Annotated in this window: 21 protein-coding genes; 11 read left to right on the top strand and 10 right to left on the bottom strand. The window is 71.0% G+C overall.

Annotation, left to right across the window (positions count from 1 at the left end; translation table 11 throughout):
• Positions 1-6: 6 nt before the first annotated feature.
• Together ACFC8N_RS03980 and ACFC8N_RS03975 are read left to right on the top strand one after the other, a co-directional pair.
• A complete protein-coding gene (locus tag ACFC8N_RS03980; RefSeq protein ID WP_356036896.1) occupies positions 7-648 on the top strand; it encodes a helix-turn-helix domain-containing protein in 642 nt (213 codons plus the stop codon).
• Positions 649-771: 123 nt separating this feature from the next.
• Positions 772-1,563 (top strand): hypothetical protein, encoded by a 792-nt coding sequence (locus ACFC8N_RS03975; protein ID WP_356036894.1) that lies wholly within the window; start codon positions 772-774, stop codon positions 1,561-1,563.
• Positions 1,564-1,581: 18 nt separating this feature from the next.
• Here ACFC8N_RS03975 and ACFC8N_RS03970 read toward each other — a convergent pair whose 3' ends face one another.
• Genes ACFC8N_RS03970 through ACFC8N_RS03950 form a run of 5 tightly spaced genes read right to left on the bottom strand, consistent with a single transcriptional unit; the run spans position 1,582 to position 5,794 of the window.
• On the bottom strand, positions 1,582-2,538 hold the full coding sequence (locus ACFC8N_RS03970) for a glycine betaine ABC transporter substrate-binding protein (RefSeq protein WP_376286107.1): 957 nt from the start codon (positions 2,536-2,538) through the stop codon (positions 1,582-1,584).
• The gene (locus tag ACFC8N_RS03965; protein WP_376286104.1) at positions 2,535-3,389 is read right to left on the bottom strand and encodes an ABC transporter permease; all 855 of its coding nucleotides are present in this window, start codon (positions 3,387-3,389) and stop codon (positions 2,535-2,537) included. Before ACFC8N_RS03965 ends, ACFC8N_RS03970 begins: the two co-directional genes overlap by 4 nt.
• Positions 3,386-4,639: a betaine/proline/choline family ABC transporter ATP-binding protein gene (locus tag ACFC8N_RS03960; protein ID WP_376286101.1), complete on the bottom strand. Its 1,254-nt coding sequence runs from the start codon at positions 4,637-4,639 to the stop codon at positions 3,386-3,388. The genes ACFC8N_RS03965 and ACFC8N_RS03960 overlap by 4 nt, the downstream gene beginning before the upstream one ends.
• Positions 4,632-5,279: an ABC transporter permease gene (locus tag ACFC8N_RS03955; RefSeq protein WP_376286098.1), complete on the bottom strand. Its 648-nt coding sequence runs from the start codon at positions 5,277-5,279 to the stop codon at positions 4,632-4,634. The genes ACFC8N_RS03960 and ACFC8N_RS03955 overlap by 8 nt, the downstream gene beginning before the upstream one ends.
• A 35-nt stretch (positions 5,280-5,314) precedes the next feature.
• The gene (locus tag ACFC8N_RS03950; RefSeq protein WP_356036884.1) at positions 5,315-5,794 is read right to left on the bottom strand and encodes an Lrp/AsnC family transcriptional regulator; all 480 of its coding nucleotides are present in this window, start codon (positions 5,792-5,794) and stop codon (positions 5,315-5,317) included.
• A gap of 122 nt (positions 5,795-5,916) precedes the next feature.
• Here ACFC8N_RS03950 and hppD point away from each other — a divergent pair, with 122 nt between their 5' ends.
• Complete coding sequence (gene hppD, locus ACFC8N_RS03945; protein ID WP_356036882.1) at positions 5,917-7,062, top strand: 4-hydroxyphenylpyruvate dioxygenase; 1,146 nt, start codon at positions 5,917-5,919, stop codon at positions 7,060-7,062.
• On the opposite strand, the gene ACFC8N_RS03940 is transcribed toward hppD, so the two are convergent.
• On the bottom strand, positions 7,059-7,262 hold the full coding sequence (locus ACFC8N_RS03940; protein WP_362821277.1) for a hypothetical protein: 204 nt from the start codon (positions 7,260-7,262) through the stop codon (positions 7,059-7,061). The genes hppD and ACFC8N_RS03940 overlap by 4 nt on opposite strands.
• Positions 7,263-7,354: 92 nt before the next feature.
• Between ACFC8N_RS03940 and ACFC8N_RS03935 the strand changes: the two genes are divergently transcribed.
• A complete protein-coding gene (locus ACFC8N_RS03935) occupies positions 7,355-8,770 on the top strand; it encodes an FAD-binding oxidoreductase (RefSeq protein WP_376286094.1) in 1,416 nt (471 codons plus the stop codon).
• 56 nt (positions 8,771-8,826) lie between these two features.
• Here the strand turns inward: ACFC8N_RS03935 and ACFC8N_RS03930 are convergent, their stop codons facing one another.
• Positions 8,827-9,240, bottom strand: coding sequence for an SsgA family sporulation/cell division regulator (locus tag ACFC8N_RS03930; RefSeq protein WP_356036876.1), 414 nt, complete (start codon positions 9,238-9,240; stop codon positions 8,827-8,829).
• Between the two features lie 234 nt (positions 9,241-9,474).
• On the opposite strand from ACFC8N_RS03930, the gene ACFC8N_RS03925 reads away from it, so the two are divergent.
• Both ACFC8N_RS03925 and ACFC8N_RS03920 read left to right on the top strand, forming a co-directional pair.
• Positions 9,475-11,022, top strand: a complete 1,548-nt coding sequence (locus ACFC8N_RS03925) for an RDD family protein (RefSeq protein WP_356036874.1) — start codon at positions 9,475-9,477, stop codon at positions 11,020-11,022.
• An 84-nt stretch (positions 11,023-11,106) separates the two neighbouring features.
• Positions 11,107-11,751 carry an RDD family protein gene (locus ACFC8N_RS03920; protein WP_356036872.1) on the top strand — a complete coding sequence of 215 codons (645 nt, stop codon included), beginning with the start codon at positions 11,107-11,109 and terminating at the stop codon, positions 11,749-11,751.
• 96 nt (positions 11,752-11,847) lie between these two features.
• On the opposite strand, the gene ACFC8N_RS03915 is transcribed toward ACFC8N_RS03920, so the two are convergent.
• The gene (locus ACFC8N_RS03915; RefSeq protein WP_071372259.1) at positions 11,848-12,087 is read right to left on the bottom strand and encodes a hypothetical protein; all 240 of its coding nucleotides are present in this window, start codon (positions 12,085-12,087) and stop codon (positions 11,848-11,850) included.
• A gap of 305 nt (positions 12,088-12,392) precedes the next feature.
• Between ACFC8N_RS03915 and ACFC8N_RS03910 the strand changes: the two genes are divergently transcribed.
• Both ACFC8N_RS03910 and ACFC8N_RS03905 read left to right on the top strand, forming a co-directional pair.
• A complete protein-coding gene (locus ACFC8N_RS03910; RefSeq protein ID WP_376286089.1) occupies positions 12,393-14,756 on the top strand; it encodes an immune inhibitor A domain-containing protein in 2,364 nt (787 codons plus the stop codon).
• A gap of 121 nt (positions 14,757-14,877) precedes the next feature.
• A complete protein-coding gene (locus ACFC8N_RS03905) occupies positions 14,878-15,195 on the top strand; it encodes a hypothetical protein (RefSeq protein ID WP_356036868.1) in 318 nt (105 codons plus the stop codon).
• Between the two features lie 19 nt (positions 15,196-15,214).
• On the opposite strand, the gene ACFC8N_RS03900 is transcribed toward ACFC8N_RS03905, so the two are convergent.
• Both ACFC8N_RS03900 and ACFC8N_RS03895 read right to left on the bottom strand, forming a co-directional pair.
• Positions 15,215-15,808, bottom strand: coding sequence for a nicotinamidase (locus ACFC8N_RS03900; RefSeq protein ID WP_356036866.1), 594 nt, complete (start codon positions 15,806-15,808; stop codon positions 15,215-15,217).
• Positions 15,809-15,912: 104 nt separating this feature from the next.
• The gene (locus ACFC8N_RS03895; protein ID WP_356036864.1) at positions 15,913-17,259 is read right to left on the bottom strand and encodes a nicotinate phosphoribosyltransferase; all 1,347 of its coding nucleotides are present in this window, start codon (positions 17,257-17,259) and stop codon (positions 15,913-15,915) included.
• 58 nt (positions 17,260-17,317) lie between these two features.
• Here ACFC8N_RS03895 and clpS point away from each other — a divergent pair, with 58 nt between their 5' ends.
• The 3 genes from clpS (at position 17,318) to ACFC8N_RS03880 (ending at position 20,003) form a co-directional block, all read left to right on the top strand.
• Positions 17,318-17,635 carry an ATP-dependent Clp protease adapter ClpS gene (gene clpS / locus ACFC8N_RS03890; protein ID WP_356036862.1) on the top strand — a complete coding sequence of 106 codons (318 nt, stop codon included), beginning with the start codon at positions 17,318-17,320 and terminating at the stop codon, positions 17,633-17,635.
• A 13-nt stretch (positions 17,636-17,648) separates the two neighbouring features.
• Complete coding sequence (locus ACFC8N_RS03885; RefSeq protein ID WP_376286084.1) at positions 17,649-18,254, top strand: DUF2017 domain-containing protein; 606 nt, start codon at positions 17,649-17,651, stop codon at positions 18,252-18,254.
• Positions 18,255-18,572: 318 nt separating this feature from the next.
• Positions 18,573-20,003, top strand: a complete 1,431-nt coding sequence (locus ACFC8N_RS03880; protein ID WP_356036858.1) for an amino acid permease — start codon at positions 18,573-18,575, stop codon at positions 20,001-20,003.
• Positions 20,004-20,014: the final 11 nt, after the last annotated feature.

The raw sequence follows: 20,014 nt of genomic DNA, 5'->3' as shown, positions 1-20,014 counted from the left end.
GGCGTCGTGACCGCGGAGACCTCCCAGACGCTCGACCGGGGACTGCGTGTCCTGAAGCTGCTGGCCGACACCGACCACGGGCTGACCGTCACCGAGTTGTCCAGCAAACTGGGCGTGAACCGTACCGTCGTGTACCGGTTGCTCGCCACCCTGGAACAGCATGCGCTCGTACGGCGCGACCTGGGCGGACGAGCCCGGGTCGGCCTCGGGGTGCTGCGGCTCGGCCGCCAGGTGCACCCGTTGGTCCGGGAGGCCGCGTTGCCCGCGTTGCGCTCGCTCGCCGAGGACATAGGCGCGACGGCCCATCTGACCCTGGTCGACGGTGCGGAGGCGCTGGCCGTCGCCGTGGTCGAGCCGACGTGGACCGACTACCACGTGGCGTACCGGGCCGGTTTCCGGCACCCGCTGGACCGGGGGGCGGCGGGCAAGGCCATCCTGGCCGCCCGGCAGCCGTCCGCCGCCGATCCCGGGTACACGCTGACGCACGGGGAGCTGGAGGCCGGGGCCAGCGGGGCCGCCGCGCCGCTCGTCGGGGTCACCGGGGTCGAGGGCAGCGTGGGCGTGGTGATGCTGGCGGACTCCGTGCCGGAGCGGGTGGGGCCGAGGGTGATGGAGGCCGCCCGGGAAGTGGCCGAGGCCCTGCGCTGAGCGCGTGGCGGTACGGACGTACCGCGCGCCGGGACCCGTGCACGGCGTGCGGCGGACCCGGTGCGTACGCCGTACGGGACACGTGGCGCGGGCGACCGGGGGCGGTCACGTTAGATTGAACCCGTGCTCTCACGTCTCACTCGTCCCCAGGCCGTAGCCGTCTGCGCGCTGCCCGTCGTGGCCCTGCTCGCCACGGCGGCGTTCGCGCCCCTGCCGTTCTCGGTGGCCCAGCCCGGGATGACCGCGAACGTGCTGGGCGCGAACCAGGGCACCCAGGTGATCACCGTCTCCGGCGCGCCGGTGCGCAGGACCAGCGGGCAGCTGCGCATGGTCACCATCCAGGCGACCGGTCCGGACGCCCGGGTGTCCTTCCTGGACGTGGCCGACAACTGGTTCCGCACCGACCGGGCCGTGATGCCGCGCGACGCCGTCTACCCGAGTGGCGGCAGTGTCAAGGAGATCGAGCAGCACAACCAGGCGCAGATGCAGCAGTCCCAGGACGCGGCGACCCGGGCGGCGCTGACGTACCTCGGGCTGAGCGCCGGCAAGGTCAAGGTCACGCTGAAGCTCGCCGACGTGGGCGGACCGAGCGCGGGCCTGCTGTTCACCCTGGGCATCATCGACAAGCTGCACGGCGACGGCAACGGCGGCGACCTCACCGGCGGCCGGAACATCGCCGGCACGGGCACGATCGACGCCGACGGCACCGTCGGCGCGGTCGGCGGGGTGGCCCTGAAGACCCGGGCCGCCCGGCACGACGGCGCGACCGTCTTCCTGGTCCCGAAGGACGAGTGCACCGACGCCAAGGCCGGCCTGCCGGGAGGCCTGCGCCTGGTCCCGGTCACCACGCTGAAGGGCGCGGTGAACGCCCTGAACGCCCTGGAGAGCGGCAAGGGTTCGGTCCCGAGCTGCTGAACGGCCGCCGCCGGGCCGCTACTTGACGAAGCCCTGCTGCCGCATCCAGTCCAGCGCCACCTGGTGCGGGTCCTGCCCGTCCACGTCCACCCTGGCGTTCAGGGTCCGCGCGACCGAGTTGTCCAGCTTCCTGGTGACCGGGTCGATGACGCTCGCGATGGCCGGCCACTTCTTCAGGACCTTGCTGTTGACCACCGGTGCGGCGTTGTAGTCCGGGAAGAACTTCCTGTCGTCCGCCATCACCGCCAGGTTCATCGACTTGATGCGCCCGTCGGTGGTGAACACTTCCCCGTAGGTGCACTTCCCCTTGGCCACCTGGGTGTAGGTGATCCCGGTGTCCATCTGTGTGACGTTGCCCGCCGGGATCCTCATCCCGTACGCCTTCTCCAGCCCGGGCAGCCCGTCGGCGCGGTTGGCGAACTCGCTCTCCACGCACAGCGTGACGGCGCCGGGGTCCTTCGCGGCGAGCGCGGCCACCTGCGAGAGGGTCGTCGTGCCGTACTTCTTGAAGTCGGCCTGGTTCATGGCCAGCGCGTAGGTGTTGTTCAGGCGTGCGGGAGGCAGCCACGTCAGCCCGCTGCGCAGGTCCGCGTCGCGCACCGCCTGCCACTGTCTTTGCGGGTCGGGGATGGGCTCGCTGTGGCCGAGGTACGTGATCCAGGCCGTGCCCGTGTACTCGTACTGCGCGTCCGCCGTCCCGCCCTTGACCGCCTCCCGCGCGCCGATCGACCCCTGGATGCCGGTGCGGTCCAGCACGTCCGCGCCGGCCGCCTGGAAGGCGATCCCCATGATCGCGCCGAGGATCAGCTGCTCGGTGAACTCCTTGGAGGTGACGGTGATGTGGGCCCCCTTGAGCGGGCCGCCCGCGCCGATCGTGCCCGGTCCCACGTCGTCGGCCATGGGGGAGCCACTGGTCAGCCCGCAGCCGGAGGCCAGCAGCAGCCCCGCCAGTGTCAGGCACGCACCGCGTCTCATGCGCCCACCTCCAGGCCGTGCGGCCGTAGCAGCGCCTCGGCCAGCGAGGCCAGCCAGTCCACCAGCAGGGCGAGCGCGACGGTGAGGACCGAGCCGAGCACCAGCACCGGCATGCGCTGGGTGGTGATGCCGGTGGTGATCAGCACGCCCAGGCCGCCGCCCCCGCCGAAGGTCGCCAGCGCCGCCGTGCCGACGTTGAGGACCAGGGCCGTGCGGACGCCCGCGAGGATCAGCGGGACGGCGAGCGGGAGTTCGACCCGGGTGAGCACGCCGAGCGGGGACATGCCGATGCCGCGGGCCGCCTCCAGCAGCGTCGGGTCGTTGGCCTGCAGACCGGCGATGGTGTTGGAGAGGACGGGCAGGATCGCGTAGACGATGATGCCGATCAGGGCGGCCTTCGTGCCGGTGCCGAGCCAGATGACCAGGAGGGCCAGCAGGCCGATCGCGGGGGTCGCCTGGCCCATGTTGGCGAAGGTCAGCGCCACCGGGGTGGCCCTGCGGAAGGACCGCCGGGTGAGCAGGATGCCCAGCGGGATCGCGATGATCAGCACGAAGAAGGTGGAGATCACCGTCAGTTCCACGTGCTGCCACAGCGCCTTGGAGACCTGGCCGTTCGACAGCGCGTTCTTCGAGATCGTGTCCAGGTGCGCCTGCCGGAACCACAGCCAGGTCGCGAGCAGGACGGCGACGAGGAACGCCGGCAGGAACGTCAGCCGCTGCCAGGTCACCCGGCGCGCGGGCGGGCGCCGCGCCGGGGGCGGGGCCTCCTGCTCGGCCTCGCCGTCCTCGCGGAAGGGGAGCCCCCTGACCTCGTGCTCGCCGGCGGGGCGCTGCTGCCTCTCCGTGCTCACGCCTTCGTCACTCCTCCGGGGCCTTCCTGCTCGAAGTGCGTCTGCTGGGCGCGTGCCTCCTCCAGCTCGTGCTGCGCCTCCATCGCCTCCAGCCGGTCGGCCTCCAGCAGTTCGTGCACGGAGTTCATCAGCGTCTCCATGTCGACCACGCCGATGTACTCACCGCGTCTGCCGGTGACCGCGACCCGGCCCGCGTTGTCCGTGAGCACGGCCTCCAGCGCGTCGCGCAGGGTGCCGTCTCGGGTGACCGTGTCGTGCACGAGCGTGCCCGCGCGGGCCAGCGAGCCCTTGGCCCGCATCAGGTCGCCGCGGCGCAGCCACTTGTAGGGGCGCCTGCGCCGGTCGAGGAGCAGGATCTCGGTCTCGCCGGTGGAGCGCAGATGCCCGAAGATCTGCTGGAGCGGGGTGTCCACGGTCACCGTCGGGTAGTCCCGCATCTCCACGTCCCGCACCCGGGTCAGGTTCAGCCGCTTCAGGGCGGCGCCCGCGCCGACGAAACCGGAGACGAAGTCGTCGGCCGGGTTGGTGAGGATCGCCTCCGGGGTGTCGAACTGGGCGATGTGCGAGCGTTCGCGCAGGACGGCGATCCGGTCGCCCAGTTTGATCGCCTCGTCGAAGTCGTGGGTGACGAACACGATCGTCTTGTGCAGCTCGTGCTGGAGCCGGATCAGCTCGTCCTGGAGGTGGTCGCGGGTGATCGGGTCGACCGCGCCGAACGGCTCGTCCATCAGCAGCACCGGCGGGTCCGCCGCCAACGCCCGTGCCACGCCCACCCGTTGCTGCTGTCCGCCGGAGAGCTGGCGCGGATAGCGGCCGTGGAACTCGACCGGGTCGAGCCCGACGAGGTCGAGCAGTTCCTCGACCCGGGCCCGGATCCGCGTCTTCGGCCAGCCGATCATCCTCGGCACCAGGGCGATGTTCTGCGCGACGGTCATGTGCGGGAAGAGACCGGCGGACTGGATGGCGTAGCCGACCTTGCGGCGCAGCTTCACCGGGTCGATGTCGGTGACGTCCTCGCCGCCGATCCGGATCCGGCCGCCGGTCGGCTCGATCAGCCGGTTGATCATCTTGAGGGTCGTGGACTTCCCGCAGCCGGACGGGCCGACGAAGACGACCGTCTCGCCCGCCTTGATCTCCATGCTCACGTTGTCCACGGCCGGCTGCGCGCCGCCCGGGTAGCGCTTGGTCAGGTTCTCCAGCTCGATCGAGGCGCCGTGCGCGGTCGTCTCCTGGGCGGCGGTCTCAGACACGGATCCCCCTGGGGATGGTCAGCCGCCCGATCAGGACGTACGCGGCGTCGAACACAAGCGCGAGGATGACGATCCCGAGGGTGCCCGCGAGCACCTGGTTCAGCGCGTTCTTGCTGCCCAGGGAGGCGAGCCCGCGGAAGATCTCGTTGCCGAGCCCGGGGCCGGAGGCGTAGGCGGCGATGGCGGCGATGCCCATCAGCATCTGCGTGGAGACCCGGATCCCGGTCAGGATCGGCGGCCAGGCCAGCGGCAGCTCCACCCGCATCAGCCGCATCGCCCGGGACATGCCGATGCCCTGGGCCGCGTCCACCAGCATCGGGTCGACCCCGCGCAGGCCCACGATCGCGTTGCGCACGATCGGCAGCAGCCCGTACAGCGTCAGCGCGATCACCGTCGGCGGCACGCCCAGCCCGACGACCGGGATGAGCAGACCGATCAGGGCGAGGGAGGGGATGGTGAGAATCGTGGAGGTGGCGGTGGTGGCGAGGCTGCCCGCCCAGTCGGAGCGGTAGGTGACGACGCCGATCACCACCCCGATGACGGTCGCGAGGACCATGCACTGGAAGACCGCGCTGGCGTGCTGGTAGGCGTCCGCGAGCAGCTGCTGATGACGATTGCCCAGGTACTCCCAGAAGCTCACCCGCGCTCACCCCAGACCGGTCACGCCGCTACAGGTCACGTCCCTTCACTGTCCCGGGCGGCCTGCTCCACCAGCGGGATGATCCGCAGCGGAACGGGGTTCTCCATGACGATCGCCGTGGAGGCCCGGACGATGCCATCAAAACCGACGACGCGGTCGATCACCCGTTGAAGATCGGCGTTCGACCGGGCCACCAGCCGGCACAGCATGTCCCCGCTGCCGGTCGTGGTCAGCAGCTCCAGCACCTCCGGCACCGTCGTCAAGTGGGCCCGGACGTCGGGGCCTTGGCCCTGCCGGATCTGGAGCGTGGCGAAGGCGGTGACCGGGTAGCCGAGGGCCGCCGGCTCCACCTGGGGACCGAATCCGCGGATGACTCCGTTCGACTGAAGCCGGTCCAGGCGTGCCTGCACGGTCCCGCGGGCCACCCCGAGCCGCCGGGACATCTCCAGCACCCCGATGCGCGGCTCGTTCGCCAGCAGCACGATGATCCGCCCGTCCAGATGATCGATCGCCACGGCACCTCCAGGGATGGTCATCCTGTACAGAAAGCTCGCCGGTACGGCCGTACCGCTGTACAGACTGCCCAGCGGATACGCAAACTATTGCGCACCTTGCAGAGCGGGGCCACGCTTCCGCCATGACGCAGACCACACACCAGACCCCCGACACCGCCCGGCAGGCCGATCCCTTCCCGGTCAAGGGAATGGACGCGGTCGTCTTCGCCGTGGGCAACGCCAAGCAGGCGGCGCACTACTACTCCACCGCCTTCGGCATGAAGCTGGTCGCCTACTCCGGACCGGAGAACGGCAGCCGCGAGACCGCCAGTTACGTGCTGGAGAACGGCTCCGCCCGGTTCGTGTTCACCTCGGTGATCAAGCCGAGCACCCCCTGGGGCGAGTTCCTCTCCCGGCACGTGGCCGAGCACGGCGACGGCGTCATCGACCTGGCCATCGAGGTCCCGGACGCCCGCGCCGCCCACGCCTACGCCGTCGCGCACGGCGCCCGCTCGCTCGCCGAGCCGTACGAGGTGAAGGACGAGCACGGCACCGTCGTCCTCGCCGCCATCGCCACGTACGGCGAGACCCGCCACACCCTCGTCGAGCGCACCGGCTACGACGGCCCCTACCTGCCCGGCTACGCCGCCGCCCGGCCGATGGTCGCCCAGCCCGCCCAGCGCACCTTCCAGGCCATCGACCACTGCGTCGGCAACGTCGAGCTCGGCAGGATGGACGAGTGGGTGGCCTTCTACAACAAGGTCATGGGCTTCACGAACATGAAGGAGTTCGTGGGCGACGACATCGCCACCGAGTACAGCGCGCTGATGTCGAAGGTGGTCGCGGACGGCACCCTGAAGGTGAAGTTCCCGATCAACGAGCCCGCCATCGCCAAGAAGAAGTCCCAGATCGACGAGTACCTGGAGTTCTACGGCGGCGCGGGCGTCCAGCACATCGCGCTGAACACCAACGACATCGTGCAGACCGTGCGCACCATGCGCGCGGCCGGCGTCGAGTTCCTCGGCACCCCGGACTCCTACTACGACACTCTCGGCGAGTGGGTCGGTGACACCCGCGTGCCGATCGACACCCTGCGCGAGCTGAAGATCCTCGCCGACCGCGACGAGGACGGCTATCTGCTGCAGATCTTCACCAAGCCGATCCAGGACCGTCCGACGGTCTTCTTCGAGATCATCGAGCGGCACGGCTCGATGGGCTTCGGCAAGGGCAACTTCAAGGCCCTGTTCGAGGCGATCGAGCGCGAGCAGGAGAAGCGGGGCAACCTCTAGTCCCGTACAGGGCGCCCCTGCGGGTGCTGACCGGGTACGCCGGTCAGCACCCGCAGCGCCGCCCGCGCCGGCGCGCGGACCACCATGTGCGGCCGCTCCTGCGGCAGCAGCGTCAGCACCGCGGCCACGGCGACACCGGCCGCCGGCAGAGCCAGCAACAACACCCGGTACGTACCCGGCATGGTCAGTCGGTTGTCCATGGCGCTCACTGTGCGTCAGTACGACGAGCACATCCGGGCGGCCCAAGGGGGGTCGGGACGGGGTTCACACCGATGGCCGTGAGTGTCACGCTGTGATCATGAGCCGTATCGAAGCCCCTCGCTCCGAAGACACCGCAGAGACGAGCAACCTCACCGACCGGCTCCTGGCCGGCCTGCCCGCCGAGGCCGTCCTGACCGACCCCGACGTCACCGCGTCCTACGCCCGCGACATGGCGAGCTTCTGCCCGGCCGGCGCCCCCGCCGTCGTCGTCCTGCCCCGCACCGTCGAACAGGTGCAGTACGTCATGCGCGTCGCGACCGAGCTGCGCGTCCCCGTCGTCCCGCAGGGCGCCCGCTCCGGTCTGTCCGGCGCCGCGAACGCCACCGACGGCTGCGTCGTGCTGTCCCTCACCCGGATGGACCGCATCCTGGAGATCAGTCCCGTCGACCGGATCGCGGTGGTCGAGCCGGGCGTCGTCAACGCCACGCTCTCCCGCGCGGTCGAGGAACACGGCCTGTACTACCCGCCGGACCCCTCCAGCTGGGAGATGTGCACCATCGGCGGCAACATCGGCACGGCCTCCGGCGGCCTGTGCTGTGTGAAGTACGGCGTCACGGCCGAGTACGTGCTCGGGCTGGACGTGGTGCTGGCCGACGGCCGCCTGATGTCCACCGGCCGCCGCACGGCGAAGGGCGTCGCCGGCTACGACCTCACCCGGCTCTTCGTCGGCTCCGAGGGCTCCCTCGGCATCGTCGTCCGGGCCGTCCTCGCGCTGAAGCCGAAGCCGCCGCGGCAGCTGGTGCTGGCCGCCGAGTTCCCCTCCGCCGCGGCGGCCTGCGACGCCGTCTGCCGGATCATGGAGGGAGGCCACGTCCCCTCCCTCCTCGAACTGATGGACCGTACGACCGTCAAGGCGGTCAACGACCTCGCCCACATGGGTCTGCCGGAGACCACCGAGGCGCTGCTGCTGGCCGCCTTCGACACCCCGGACCCGGCCGCCGACCTCGCCGCCGTCGGCGCCCTGTGCGAGGCGGCCGGCGCCACCGAGGTCGTCCCGGCCGAGGACGCCGCCGAGTCCGAACTCCTCCTGAAGGCCCGGCGGCTCTCGCTGACCGCGCTGGAGGCGGTCAAGGGCACGACGATGATCGACGACGTGTGCGTGCCCCGCTCCAGGCTGGGCGCGATGCTCGAAGGCGTCGAGCGGATCGCCGCCACGTACGACCTGACCATCGGCGTCTGCGCGCACGCCGGCGACGGCAACACCCACCCCACCGTCTGCTTCGACGCCCGGGACGAGGACGAGTCCCGGCGGGCCCGCGCGTCCTTCGACGAGATCATGGCCCTCGGCCTGGAGCTGGGCGGCACCATCACCGGCGAACACGGCGTCGGCGTACTGAAGAAGGAGTGGCTGGCCCGGGAGATCGGCCCGGTCGGGGTGGAGATGCAGCGCGCGGTGAAGCACGCCTTCGACCCGCTGGGCATCCTCAACCCGGGCAAGCTGTTCTGAGCCCCCGGTCCCCCGTCGGCCGGCCGGGCCGACCGGGCCGGCGGGGTTCGCCGGGCTCACTGGGCGAGCAGCTGGTCGAGGGCGTCGTCGATGCCCAGCTGCTCGCCCTCCGTCCCCGGCGGCACCGCCGTCAGGGTCCGTTCCAGCCACGCCGACACCTGCGGGATCGGCGCCTCCAGCAGCGCGTCCCCGTCCGGCGAACTGAGCGCGATCAGCACGACGCTGCGCCCGTCGGCCTTCGTCGGCCACACCCGCACGTCCCCGTGCCCGCACGGCCGGAACACCCCCTCCACCAGCAGATCGCGGGCGAACGTCCAGTTGACCGGGGACTCGGAGTTGATGTGGAAGGTGATGTGGACGGCGTACGGATCGTCGGAGCGGTAGGCGAGCCGGGCCGGGACCGGGATGCTGCGCTCCGGCGACAGGATGAGCTTCAGCTCCAGCTCCCGCTCCACCACGGTGTGATGCATGACGTTGCCCTTCTTCTCTTGCCGGGGGCCTCGGAACGGGCCCGCACCGGGGGAGAGAGGGCAGGGGCCGCGCCATTACGCGGGTTCTGGGAAATTCTTTCCGGGGATCTGTGAGAGCCGGGTCCGGCGTTGCCCGGAAGGGGTTCGGTCGAGCGGGACTGGCGCTGCGGGCCGCCCCGGTCTGATAGATGTGGAGCCTTCAGCACACCCCCGAGCAGATACGGGACGACGGACATGAGCGCCCCAACCCCGGCCCCAGGTGACGACCGGCCCCGCGAGGGCTACTACCCGGACCCGTCCATCCCCGGCTACGTCCGGTACTGGAACGGCGCCTCCTGGGTGCCCGGCACCAGCCGCCCGGCGCCGCACGACGGTGAGCCGCTCACCCCGCCCCCGGGCGTCCGCCCGGTGACCCCGGCCCCGGCCGTGGAGGAGACGGGGCCGCACTTCTTCGACGAGGACCCCCAGCCCGCGCCCACCGGGCAGCAGCAGGGGCAGCGCGGCGGTGCGGGCGGGGTGCAGGGCGGGGCGGGCGCCGGTGACGGGCGTACCCCGTGGGGCGCCGATCCCAGGGTCCCGGCGGCGGGGCAGGGCGGGCCGGGCGGCCCTACCGACGCGGCCTCGAACCCGCCGGCGCAGGACGACGGCCCGGACCCCGGCGGCACCTTCATCTTCCGCCGCCCGGTCCCCGGCCCCGCCGCGGTCAGGGACGAGGGCACGATGACGTTCCGCCCGGTACCGGGCCAGGGCAGGCCGGGCGACCGGCCGGCCGCCGCTCCGGACGCCGGGGCGGGCTCCGGTTTCGGCCCGCAGACCCCTGGCCCGCAGACCTCCGGCCCCGGAGCGCCCGCCGCCGGCCGGCCGGGTACGGGCTTCGTGCCGGGCCAGGCCGGGCCCGGCGCCGGTACGGCGAACTCCGCCGGCGCCCCGGGCGGCTTCGGCCCGCAGGGGCCCGTCGGCCGGGCCACCCCGCCCGCCGCCGCGCCTTCTCCGGCCGAGGGCCCCGGATTCGGTGCGGGCAAGGCCGCCGCCGCGCGTGCCGCGGCCGCTCAGCCGCCGCAGCCGCCCCAGGCCGCCCAGCAGGCCCAGGCGCCCGCCGCCGTCGCCCCCTCGGTGCCGGCGCAGGGCGGTGCTCCCGCCGGCGGCCCCGGCACCCCGCTGACCAGCGGGCCGGGCGGCGGCCAGGCCTCCTGGGCGCAGCAGGTGCACCAGCTGGCCGGGGGCGGGGACGAGCAGCCCATGGCGCCGTGGAAGCCGCCGGTGGAGGACGTCTTCCAGGCGGCCGCGCGCCGCCAGGCCGCGGCCCGGCCCGCCGGAGTCGGCAAGCGGCTCGCGGCCCGGCTGATCGACACCCTGATCGTGCTCGCCGTGACGGCCACCGCCGCCGTACCGCTCGGCCTGCGCGCCGCCGACCACGTCCAGCAGAAGATCGACGCGGCCAGGCTGTCCGGCCGTGAGGTCACTGTCTGGCTGCTCGACGGCACGACCGCCACCAGCCTCGGCATCGTGCTCGCCGTCCTCCTCCTCGCCGGCGTCGCCTACGAGGTGGTGCCGACCGCCAAGTGGGGCCGCACCCTGGGCAAGCGGGCGCTGGGCCTGGAGGTGCGCGACATCGAGGCCCACGAGCCCCCGGCCTTCGGCCCGGCGCTGCGCCGCTGGCTCGTCTACAGCATCCCCGGGCTGCTCGGCATCGGGATCGTGGGCGTGCTGTGGTGCCTGTTCGACCGGCCCTGGCACCAGTGCTGGCACGACAAGGCGGCGCACACCTTCGTCGCCGGCTGACGTACCGGCCGGCGTACGCGAGGGGCTACTCCGTACGGCCGCCCGCCGGGTGCGGAGCCGGGGTGTTCGCGATCCACTCGGGCCATGAGCAGCGAACCGCCCCCCGGCTCCGGAGAGCAGCCCCCCGAGGACGACCCGTTCAGGAAGCGGCCCCCGTCGGACCAGGGGCCGGGCTCGCCGTACGACACCCCGTACGGCGGTGCCCAGCCGCCCCCGCCGGCCGGCGGCGGACCGTACGGCGGCGGCCCCTACGGCGGCTACCCCGCCGACCCGCTGGCCGGCATGCCCCCGCTGGCCGACAGCGCCCGGCGCACCCTCGCGCGGATCCTCGACATGATCCTCGTCGGCATCGTCGTCTGGCTGCTCACCTGGGCGTTCGGGGTGCGCGAGTACAACATCAACGGCGATCACGTCGAGGTCGGCAAGTCCGTCGGGCAGTCGTTCATCGGCGCCGTGCTCTACATCGCGTACGACACCTTCATGATGAGCAAGTACGGCCAGACCCTCGGCAAGAAGTGGCTCGGCATGCGGGTGGCGAACCTGGACGACGGTGCCACCCCGTCCGTGCAGACGATGCTGATCCGCTCCCTGGTGCTGTGGGTGCCGTTCGCGTTCTGCTGCGCCTGCGTCTGGACCGCGATCTGCGGCGGCTGGAGCTACTTCGACAAGCCGTACAAGCAGGGCCTGCACGACAAGGCGGCCAAGACGGTGGTGGTCAGCACGGGTTGACGGGTTGACGGGGTGCTGCGACCGGGTGCGGTGGACACGACACGAGAGCGGCGGGTTCGTGAGCTGTCACGAGCCCGCCGCTCTCGTGTCCGTCCCTCACAGGGAGACCGGCTCTTCCTGGGGTGCGGGCTCGACGGGGTCGGCCGGTGCCACGGCCGCGCGGGCCTTCGGCAGCGGCACCGTCATCGCGACGAGCAGCCCGAGGGCCAGGGCCGCGAGGGCGATGACGGTGATCCCGAGGCCCGAACTCGTCTGGGACAGCAGCAGCATGGCGAGCGTCGAGAAGATCACGGTGCAGGAACCGTAGGCGAGCTGTGCGGCGGTCGGACGAGGCATGGCAATCGTGTCCTCGGAAGTCTTCGGGGGATTGTCGGGGGAACAGGTGGGGTGCCGTTCGACTCTCTCCGCGTGCATGCCCGAGGGGGACGGCTGGTAAGCGTGACCTAACCCACGGTTCCGGTGCACAGGGGGCGCACGGAGTCATGGGGTGGAGGCATAGTCCGCTTGCAGGTGCGTAAAGCGAACGTCAGCTCCGCATAGTGCACACGGCCCGAGTGAGTCAAGATCTGTCTTTTCTTCTAAACCTCTAGTCAAATTACGTCACTTGACATGCGTCGGACAGACGCAGGGGAGGAACTCAAGTGACCAGCAGATCCTGGACGTTCAGAGCGGCCGCGATCGGCGTGACGCTGGCGGCGGCCTCCGCCACGTTCGCCACCTTCGCCGTCGCGGAGGCCGCCACCCGGCCGGCTCGCACCGCCGCCGCTCACCGGCACGACCCGGCCCCGGTGAAGCAGCAGGCGCACGACCTCGACGGCCCGCTCAGCAAGACGCAGAGGGCTCAGCGCCAGGAGGCCCTGAACCAGCTGATCGCGGGCAAGGCCAAGGCGAAGGACCGTGACGGCTCCAAGGTCGTGGAACTGGGGAGCAAGAAGGGCGACGGCAAGTACGTCGAGCTGAGCCGCGAGAAGAACGACAGGATCTTCACGATCCTGGTGGAGTTCGGGGACCGGACCGACCCGAAGTACGGCGGCACCGCGGGCCCGCTGCACAACACGATCGCCGCGCCCGACCGTACGAAGGACAACTCGACGGCCTGGCAGGCGGATTACGGCCGGAAGCACTACCAGGACCTCTACTTCGGCACCGGCAGGACGACCGAGTCGCTGAAGAAGTACTACGAGAAGCAGTCCTCGGGCCGCTACTCGGTCGACGGCGAGGTCGCGGACTGGGTCAAGGTCCCCTACAACGAGGCCCGTTACGGCAACAACGCCTGCGGCTCGACCAACTGCCCGAGCGTGTGGAACGTGGTCAGCGACGGTCTGAACGCCTGGGTCGCGGGGGCGAAGGCGGCCGGGAAGTCGGACGCCGACATCAAGAAGGACCTCGCCCGGTACGACCAGTGGGACCGCTACGACCACGACGGCGACGGGAACTTCAACGAGCCCGACGGCTACGTCGACCACTTCCAGATCGTGCACGCCGGCGAGGACGAGTCCGCGGGCGGCGGCGCCCAGGGCACCGACGCGATCTGGGCCCACCGCTGGTACGCCTTCGGCACCGACGCGGGCGCGACCGGCCCGGCGGGCAACAAGCTCGGCGGCGCCCAGGTCGGCGACACCGGCATCTGGGTCGGCGACTACACCATCCAGCCGGAGAACGGCGGCCTCGGCGTCTTCGCCCACGAGTACGGCCACGACCTCGGCCTGCCCGACGAGTACGACACCGCGGGCGGCGACAACTCCACGGGATTCTGGACCCTGATGTCCTCCGGCTCCTGGCTCGGCACCGGCAAGGAGGCCATCGGCGACCTGCCCGGCGACCTGAACGCCTGGGACAAGCTCCAGCTGGGCTGGCTGAACTACGACACCGCCAAGGCCGGCGTCTCCTCCTGGCACAAGCTGGGCTACGCCGAGTACAACACCAAGTACCGCCAGGCGGTGGTCGTCTCGCTGCCGGACAAGGCGGTCACGACCGAGGTCGTCACCCCGGCGCAGGGCTCGACCCAGTGGTGGAGCGGCAGCGGCGACAACCTCAAGAACACGCTGACCCGTTCCGTCGACCTCTCCGGCAGGGCCTCGGCCACCCTGAGCCTGGACGGCTGGTACGACATCGAGAACGGCTACGACTACCTCTACACCGAGGTGTCCACCGACGGCGGCGCCAACTGGACCGCACTGGACGGCACGGTGGACGGCCAGACCGTCCCGCGCGACGGCTCCGGCAAGCCCGCGCTGACCGGCACGGCCGACGCGTACAAGAAGCTGTCGTACTCCCTCGACGCCTACGCGGGCAAGAAGATCGACCTGCGCTTCCGCTACCAGACCGACGGCGGCGTGGCGTTGAAGGGCTTCGCGGCGGACGAGATCACGGTCACGGCGGACGGCACGCCCCTGTTCTCCGACAACGCCGAGTCCGCGGACGCCGGTTGGACCGCCTCCGGCTTCTCCCGCATCGGCGCGTCCTTCACCAAGGACTACAAGCAGTACTACCTCGCCGAGAACCGGCAGTACGTGTCGTACGACAGGACCCTCAAGTCCGGCCCGTACAACTTCGGTTACCAGAACACCGGCCGCCCCGACTGGGTGGAGCACTACCCGTACCAGAACGGTCTGCTGGTCTGGAAGTGGGACACCTCCCAGGCGGACAACAACACCAACGCGAACGCCCACCCGGGGACCGGGCTGATCCTGCCGGTCGACGCCCACCCGAAGGCGCTGCGCTGGTCCGACGGCACGCTGCTGCGCAACCGGATGCAGGCCTACGACTCCACCTTCACGCTGGAGCCGACGGACGCGATCACGCTGCACCAGTCGGGCGTCGCGACCAGGATCAAGTCGCAGAAGGGGGTGCCGGTCTTCGACGACCACACCGGCACCTACTACGACCCGGCGAACCCGACCGGCGGTGTCAAGGTCACTGACACCAACACCAGGATAAAGATCACCAAGCAGGCCCGAAACGGCTCGACGATCGAGCTGGAAGTCGGTCCCGCGGTGAAGTAGTCGGCATTTATGCAGGTCAGGCGCGTATCGGCGGCAAACCCTTGGCGGGTTGCCGCCGATCGTGTTTAGGTGCGTCCTGTGGACCGCTTATTGACACCGACCGGAACGGGGATCTGACGGCATGGCCGCTGGAGGCTTTACCAAGCTGCCGAACGGCACGGTCGTGGTGGCACTGAACCTGCCCTACGACTCCGCCGGGGTGCGCGTACTCGTGCACGCCCAGAACCGGGCGCGCGCCCTGACCAGGCTGCGCAACCTGGGGTTGCGCGCGATCTATCTACGGGGCAACGCCGCCCCGCCGACCCCGGACGAGATCACGGCGGTCCTGCACCACCCCGACGGCCTGATATGGCGGACGGCCCCCGCCGACAACGGTGTCATCGTGACCGAGCTGTGGCACCCGATCAGGGCACTTCTTCGCAGATCGGCGGTGGCGTAGCCGCGCGGGGGAGCGGGGTCTAGCCGCTGACGACCGGCTTGCCCGTCAGCTCCACGCCCGCCTCCCGCAGCTCCTCCAGCGCGCGCTCCGTCGTCTCCCCGGCGACGCCCGCCGTGAGGTCCAGCAGGACCTGGGTGCGAAAGCCCTCGCGGGCGGCGTCCAGGGCGGTGGCGCGGACGCAGTGGTCGGTCGCTATGCCGACCACGTCGACCTCGTCGACGGCGCGCTCGCGCAGCCAGTCGGCCAGGGGGACGCCGTTCTCGTCCCTGCCCTCGAAGCCGCTGTAGGCCGCCGAGTACGCGCCCTTGTCGAAGACCGCGTCGATCGCCCCGGAGGCGACGGCCGGGGCGAAGTTCGGGTGGAAGCCGACGCCCTCCGTGCCCGCGACGCAGTGCGCGGGCCAGGAGCGGACGTAGTCGGGGTCGTCGGCGAAGTGGCCGCCGGGGGCGATGTGGAGGTCGCGGGTGGCGACCACGTGCCGGTATCCGCTCCCGGCCGCCTGGCCGATCAGCTCCGTGATCGCGGCGGCGACGTCGGCGCCGCCGGACACCGCGAGGCTGCCCCCCTCGCAGAAGTCGTTCTGCACATCTACGACGATCAAGGCGCGGCGCATGGTGGGTGTCCTTCGACTGTCGGTTAATCAACCGAGCCTAGAGACTTCCGGGCCCGGACGGGAGGGGGCGGACGCGGGGGCGGACGGGAATGTGACGACAGGGCCTAGCTACCCGAGCGCTCCGTGAGGTACTCCGTCGGAAGGACGGGTTCCCCTCGGGAGAGCTGTGTGGCGGAGAGCGGGAGATTCGCGCGGGCGGCGATGTGCCGGCCGCGGGGGACGTCCAGCGGCTCGCGGCCCAGCACGTCCCCGCCCTTGATCAGCTGCACCAGCAGCTGCCGGTCCGCGAGCTCCGGCGGCACCGGGCCCGTGCCGACGACCTCGGCCTCGGCGACCCCGTCCGCGTCGAGCCGGCGCGCCGCCCACTTGCGGCCGCCGATGGAGGTCTTGCCGCCGCTGGACTTCTTCGCGACCGGCACCAGCGGCGCCTTCGGGTCGCCGGACTCGGCGCGGGCGACCAGCTTGTAGACCATGGAGCAGGTCGGGTGCCCGGAGCCGGTCACCAGCTGGGTGCCGACGCCGTACGCGTCCACGGGAGCGGCGGCGAGGGAGGCGATGGCGTACTCGTCCAGGTCGGACGTGACGACGATCTTGGTGTCGGCCGCCCCCAGCTCGTCCAGCTGCTGGCGCACCCGGTGCGCGACGAGCAGCAGGTCACCGGAGTCGATGCGGACCGCGCCCAGCTCGGGTCCGGCCACCTCCACGGCCGTACGGACGGCCTCGGCGACGTCGTACGTGTCCACGAGCAGCGTGGTGCCCCGGCCGAGGGTGTCGACCTGGGCCCGGAAGGCGTCGCGCTCGTGGTCGTGCAGGAGGGTGAAGGCGTGGGCCGAGGTGCCGACGGTCGGGATGCCGTAGCGGAAGCCGGCCGCCAGGTCGGAGGTGGTGGCGAAGCCGCCGACGTACGCCGCGCGGGCCGCGGCCACCGCCGCCAGCTCGTGGGTGCGCCGGGCGCCCATCTCGATCAGCGGGCGGTCCCCGGCGGCCGAGGCCATGCGGGAGGCGGCCGCGGCGATGGCGGAGTCGTGGTTGAGGATGGAGAGGATCACCGTCTCCAGCAGCACGCACTCGGCGAAGGTGCCCTCGACCCGCAGCAGCGGGGAGCCGGGGAAGTACACCTCGCCCTCGGGGTAGCCCCACACGTCACCGCCGAAGCGGTAGTCGGCGAGCCAGGCCAGGGTCCGCTCGTCGACGATGTTCCGCTCCCGCAGGAAGCCGAGGACGTCCGGGTCGAAGCGGAAGTTCTCCACCGCGTCCAGGACGCGTCCGGTGCCCGCCACCACGCCGTAGCGGCGCCCGTCCGGCAGCCGCCGGGTGAAGACCTCGAACACGCTCCGCCGTTCGGCCGTACCGGCCTTCAGGGCCGCCTGGAGCATGGTCAGCTCGTACTGGTCAGTGAAGAGCGCCGTCGAGGGAACGTCCACCGGCAGCCCAAGGTCCGCTGTGTTCATGGCCATGGATGCTACACCCCTTTTCGTCGGTGTGACGATTTTTCCTCGCCGTGGCAGCATGGGCTCTGTGACGTCACCCGCGCCCGTAGAGATCGAACGCACCGAGTCGGCGGAGGAGGTCTTCGCCGTACCCGAGCCCGACGTCCCCTGGGTCACGATCGTGCACAACGACCCGGTCAACCTCATGAGCTATGTGACGTACGTCTTCCAGTCGTACTTCGGCTACACCAAGGACAAGGCCACCAAGCTCATGCTCGACGTCCACCACAAGGGCCGGGCGGTCGTCTCCAGCGGCACACGCGAGGAGATGGAGCGCGATGTGCAGGCGATGCACGGGTACGGTCTGTGGGCCACCCTCCAGCAGGACCGGAAGTAGCGAACCCCTTCAGATGCCCGGACATTTCGAACCGCTTCCCGGCGGCGGCGCGGCCGTCGCGCTCGACGACGTCGAGATCTCCATCATCCGGTCGCTGGCCGTCCAGCTCCTGGAGCTGATCGGCCCCGGCCCCGGCGCCGAGGCCCCCGAGGACCCGCTCGCCGAGCTGTTCGCGGAAGGGCCCAGCGAGCCGCCCGCCGACCCGGTGCTGCGCCGGCTCTTCCCGGACGCCTACAGCGACCCCGAGAAGGTCCCGGACTCGCCCGCCGAGGCCGAGGAGCGCCGGGCCCACTCCGCCGAGTTCCGCCGCTACACCGAGAACGACCTGCGGGCCGGCAAGCGGGAGAACGCCCTCGCGGTGATCCGCGCCCTCGACGCGCTCGCCCCGGTGGACGAGGGCGGGGCGGTGCTGAAGCTGGCGCCGCAGGAGTCGAAGCAGTGGCTCGGCGCCCTGAACGACCTGCGCCTCGCGATCGGCTCCCGGCTGGAGATCACCAACGAGGACGACACCGACCTGCTCTACCGGCTCCCGGACGAGGACCCGCGCAAGCCGATGGTGATGGCCTACCTGTGGCTCGGCGGCCTCCAGGAGACCCTCGTGACGACCCTGATGCCCTGATATGCCCGCTCGCGTGTTCGCTCAGCGGACGCTCAAATCCGGATAACGATCCCGTTACCATTGCGGCCGGTTTTGCCGCATTTGGCCGTTCTTTGTCCGCTTTTCCCTGTGCGGTGCGCCACAACGCGCCCCTGTGATCAATATTGCGGCCGTGATAAATCTTCACGACCGCCCGGCCGACGCCACCCATGTCAGGCCGGGTGCGCCACCGAGCCGACGACCGTCGGCCAGGCACAACTCCATCAATCCGGGGGGATCGAAACCCGATCCGAGGCCGACGAAGGGCCGCGGTTCGGCATGGAGAAAGGCGCACCACACATGACCTCAGCGCAGGTCGATCAGCATCACGACGGCAATGAGGCCGTGCGGGACGGCGAGGGCGGCGAGGGGTACCAGCGCGGGCTCGGGGCCCGGCAGATCCAGATGATCGCCATCGGCGGTGCCATCGGCACCGGCCTGTTCCTCGGCGCGGGCAAGGGCATCTCCAAGGCCGGCCCGAGTCTGATCCTGGCGTACGCCGTCGCGGGCCTCGTCATCTTCCTGATCATGCGGGCACTCGGCGAACTGCTGATGTACCGCCCGGTGTCGGGTTCGTTCTCGGAGTACGCGCGCGAGTTCATCGGCCCCTTCGCGGGCTTCGTCACCGGCTGGACGTACTGGCTGTTCTGGGTGGTCACCGGCATCACCGAGGTCACCGCCGCGGCCGCCTACATGACGTACTGGTTCGCGATCCCGCAGTGGGTCTCGGCGCTGATCTTCACGATCGTGCTCTACGCCGCCAACCTGATCTCCGTGAAGCTCTTCGGCGAGCTGGAGTTCTGGTTCTCCATGGTCAAGGTCACCGCGATCATCGGCATGATCCTGATCTGCGTCGGCATCCTCACCGTCGGCTTCTCCGACGCGGGCAGGACCGCCTCCGTCAGCCACCTGTGGAACGACGGCGGCTTCTTCCCGCACGGCGTCGGCAGCACCCTGATGACCCTCCAGATGGTCATGTTCGCCTTCCTCGCCGTCGAGCTGGTCGGGGTGACCGCGGGCGAGTCCAAGGACCCGAAGAAGGTCCTGCCCAAGGCGATCAACACCGTGCCCTGGCGCATCGCCGTCTTCTACGTCGGCGCGCTGATCATGATCCTGTCGGTCGTGCCGTGGACCGAGTTCCACCCGGGCGTGAGCCCCTTCGTGGCCGCCTTCCAGAAGATGGGCCTGTCCGTCGGCGCCGGCATCGTGAACTTCGTCGTCCTGACGGCCGCGCTCTCCTCCTGCAACTCCGGCATGTACTCCACCGGCCGCATGCTGCGTGACCTGGCGCAGAACGGCCAGGGACCCCAGGTGTTCACCAGGCTGACGCGCAGCGGCACCCCGCTCGTCGGCACCACGTTCTCCGCCGCGCTGATGCTCGTCGGCGTCTGGATCAACTACCAGTGGCCGGGCAAGGCGTTCGACTACGTCGTGTCCTTCGCGACCATCTCCGGTATGTGGGCCTGGATCGTCATCCTGATCTGCCAGATCCGCTACCGGACGAAGGCCGATCGCGGACTGCTGCCGCAGAGCGAGTTCCGCGCGCCGTGGGCGCCGTACGCCAGCTACGCCGCGCTCGCGTTCATCTTCATGGTGATCGTGCTCATGGGTATCGACAAGGACGCCCGGGTGTCGCTGTACTGTGCTCCGCTGTGGGCCGCGATCCTCGGCGTCTCCTACTGGGTGCTCAGGCGCCGCAACCCGCAGGCCGCGGCCTTCGTCAAGCGCTGACCTCCTCCCCG

Origin of the sequence: Streptomyces sp. NPDC055966 (assembly GCF_042269865.1) — a bacterium.
Taxonomy (GTDB): Bacteria; Actinomycetota; Actinomycetes; order Streptomycetales; family Streptomycetaceae; genus Streptomyces.
This window is presented reverse-complemented; position numbering and strand designations above follow the sequence as displayed.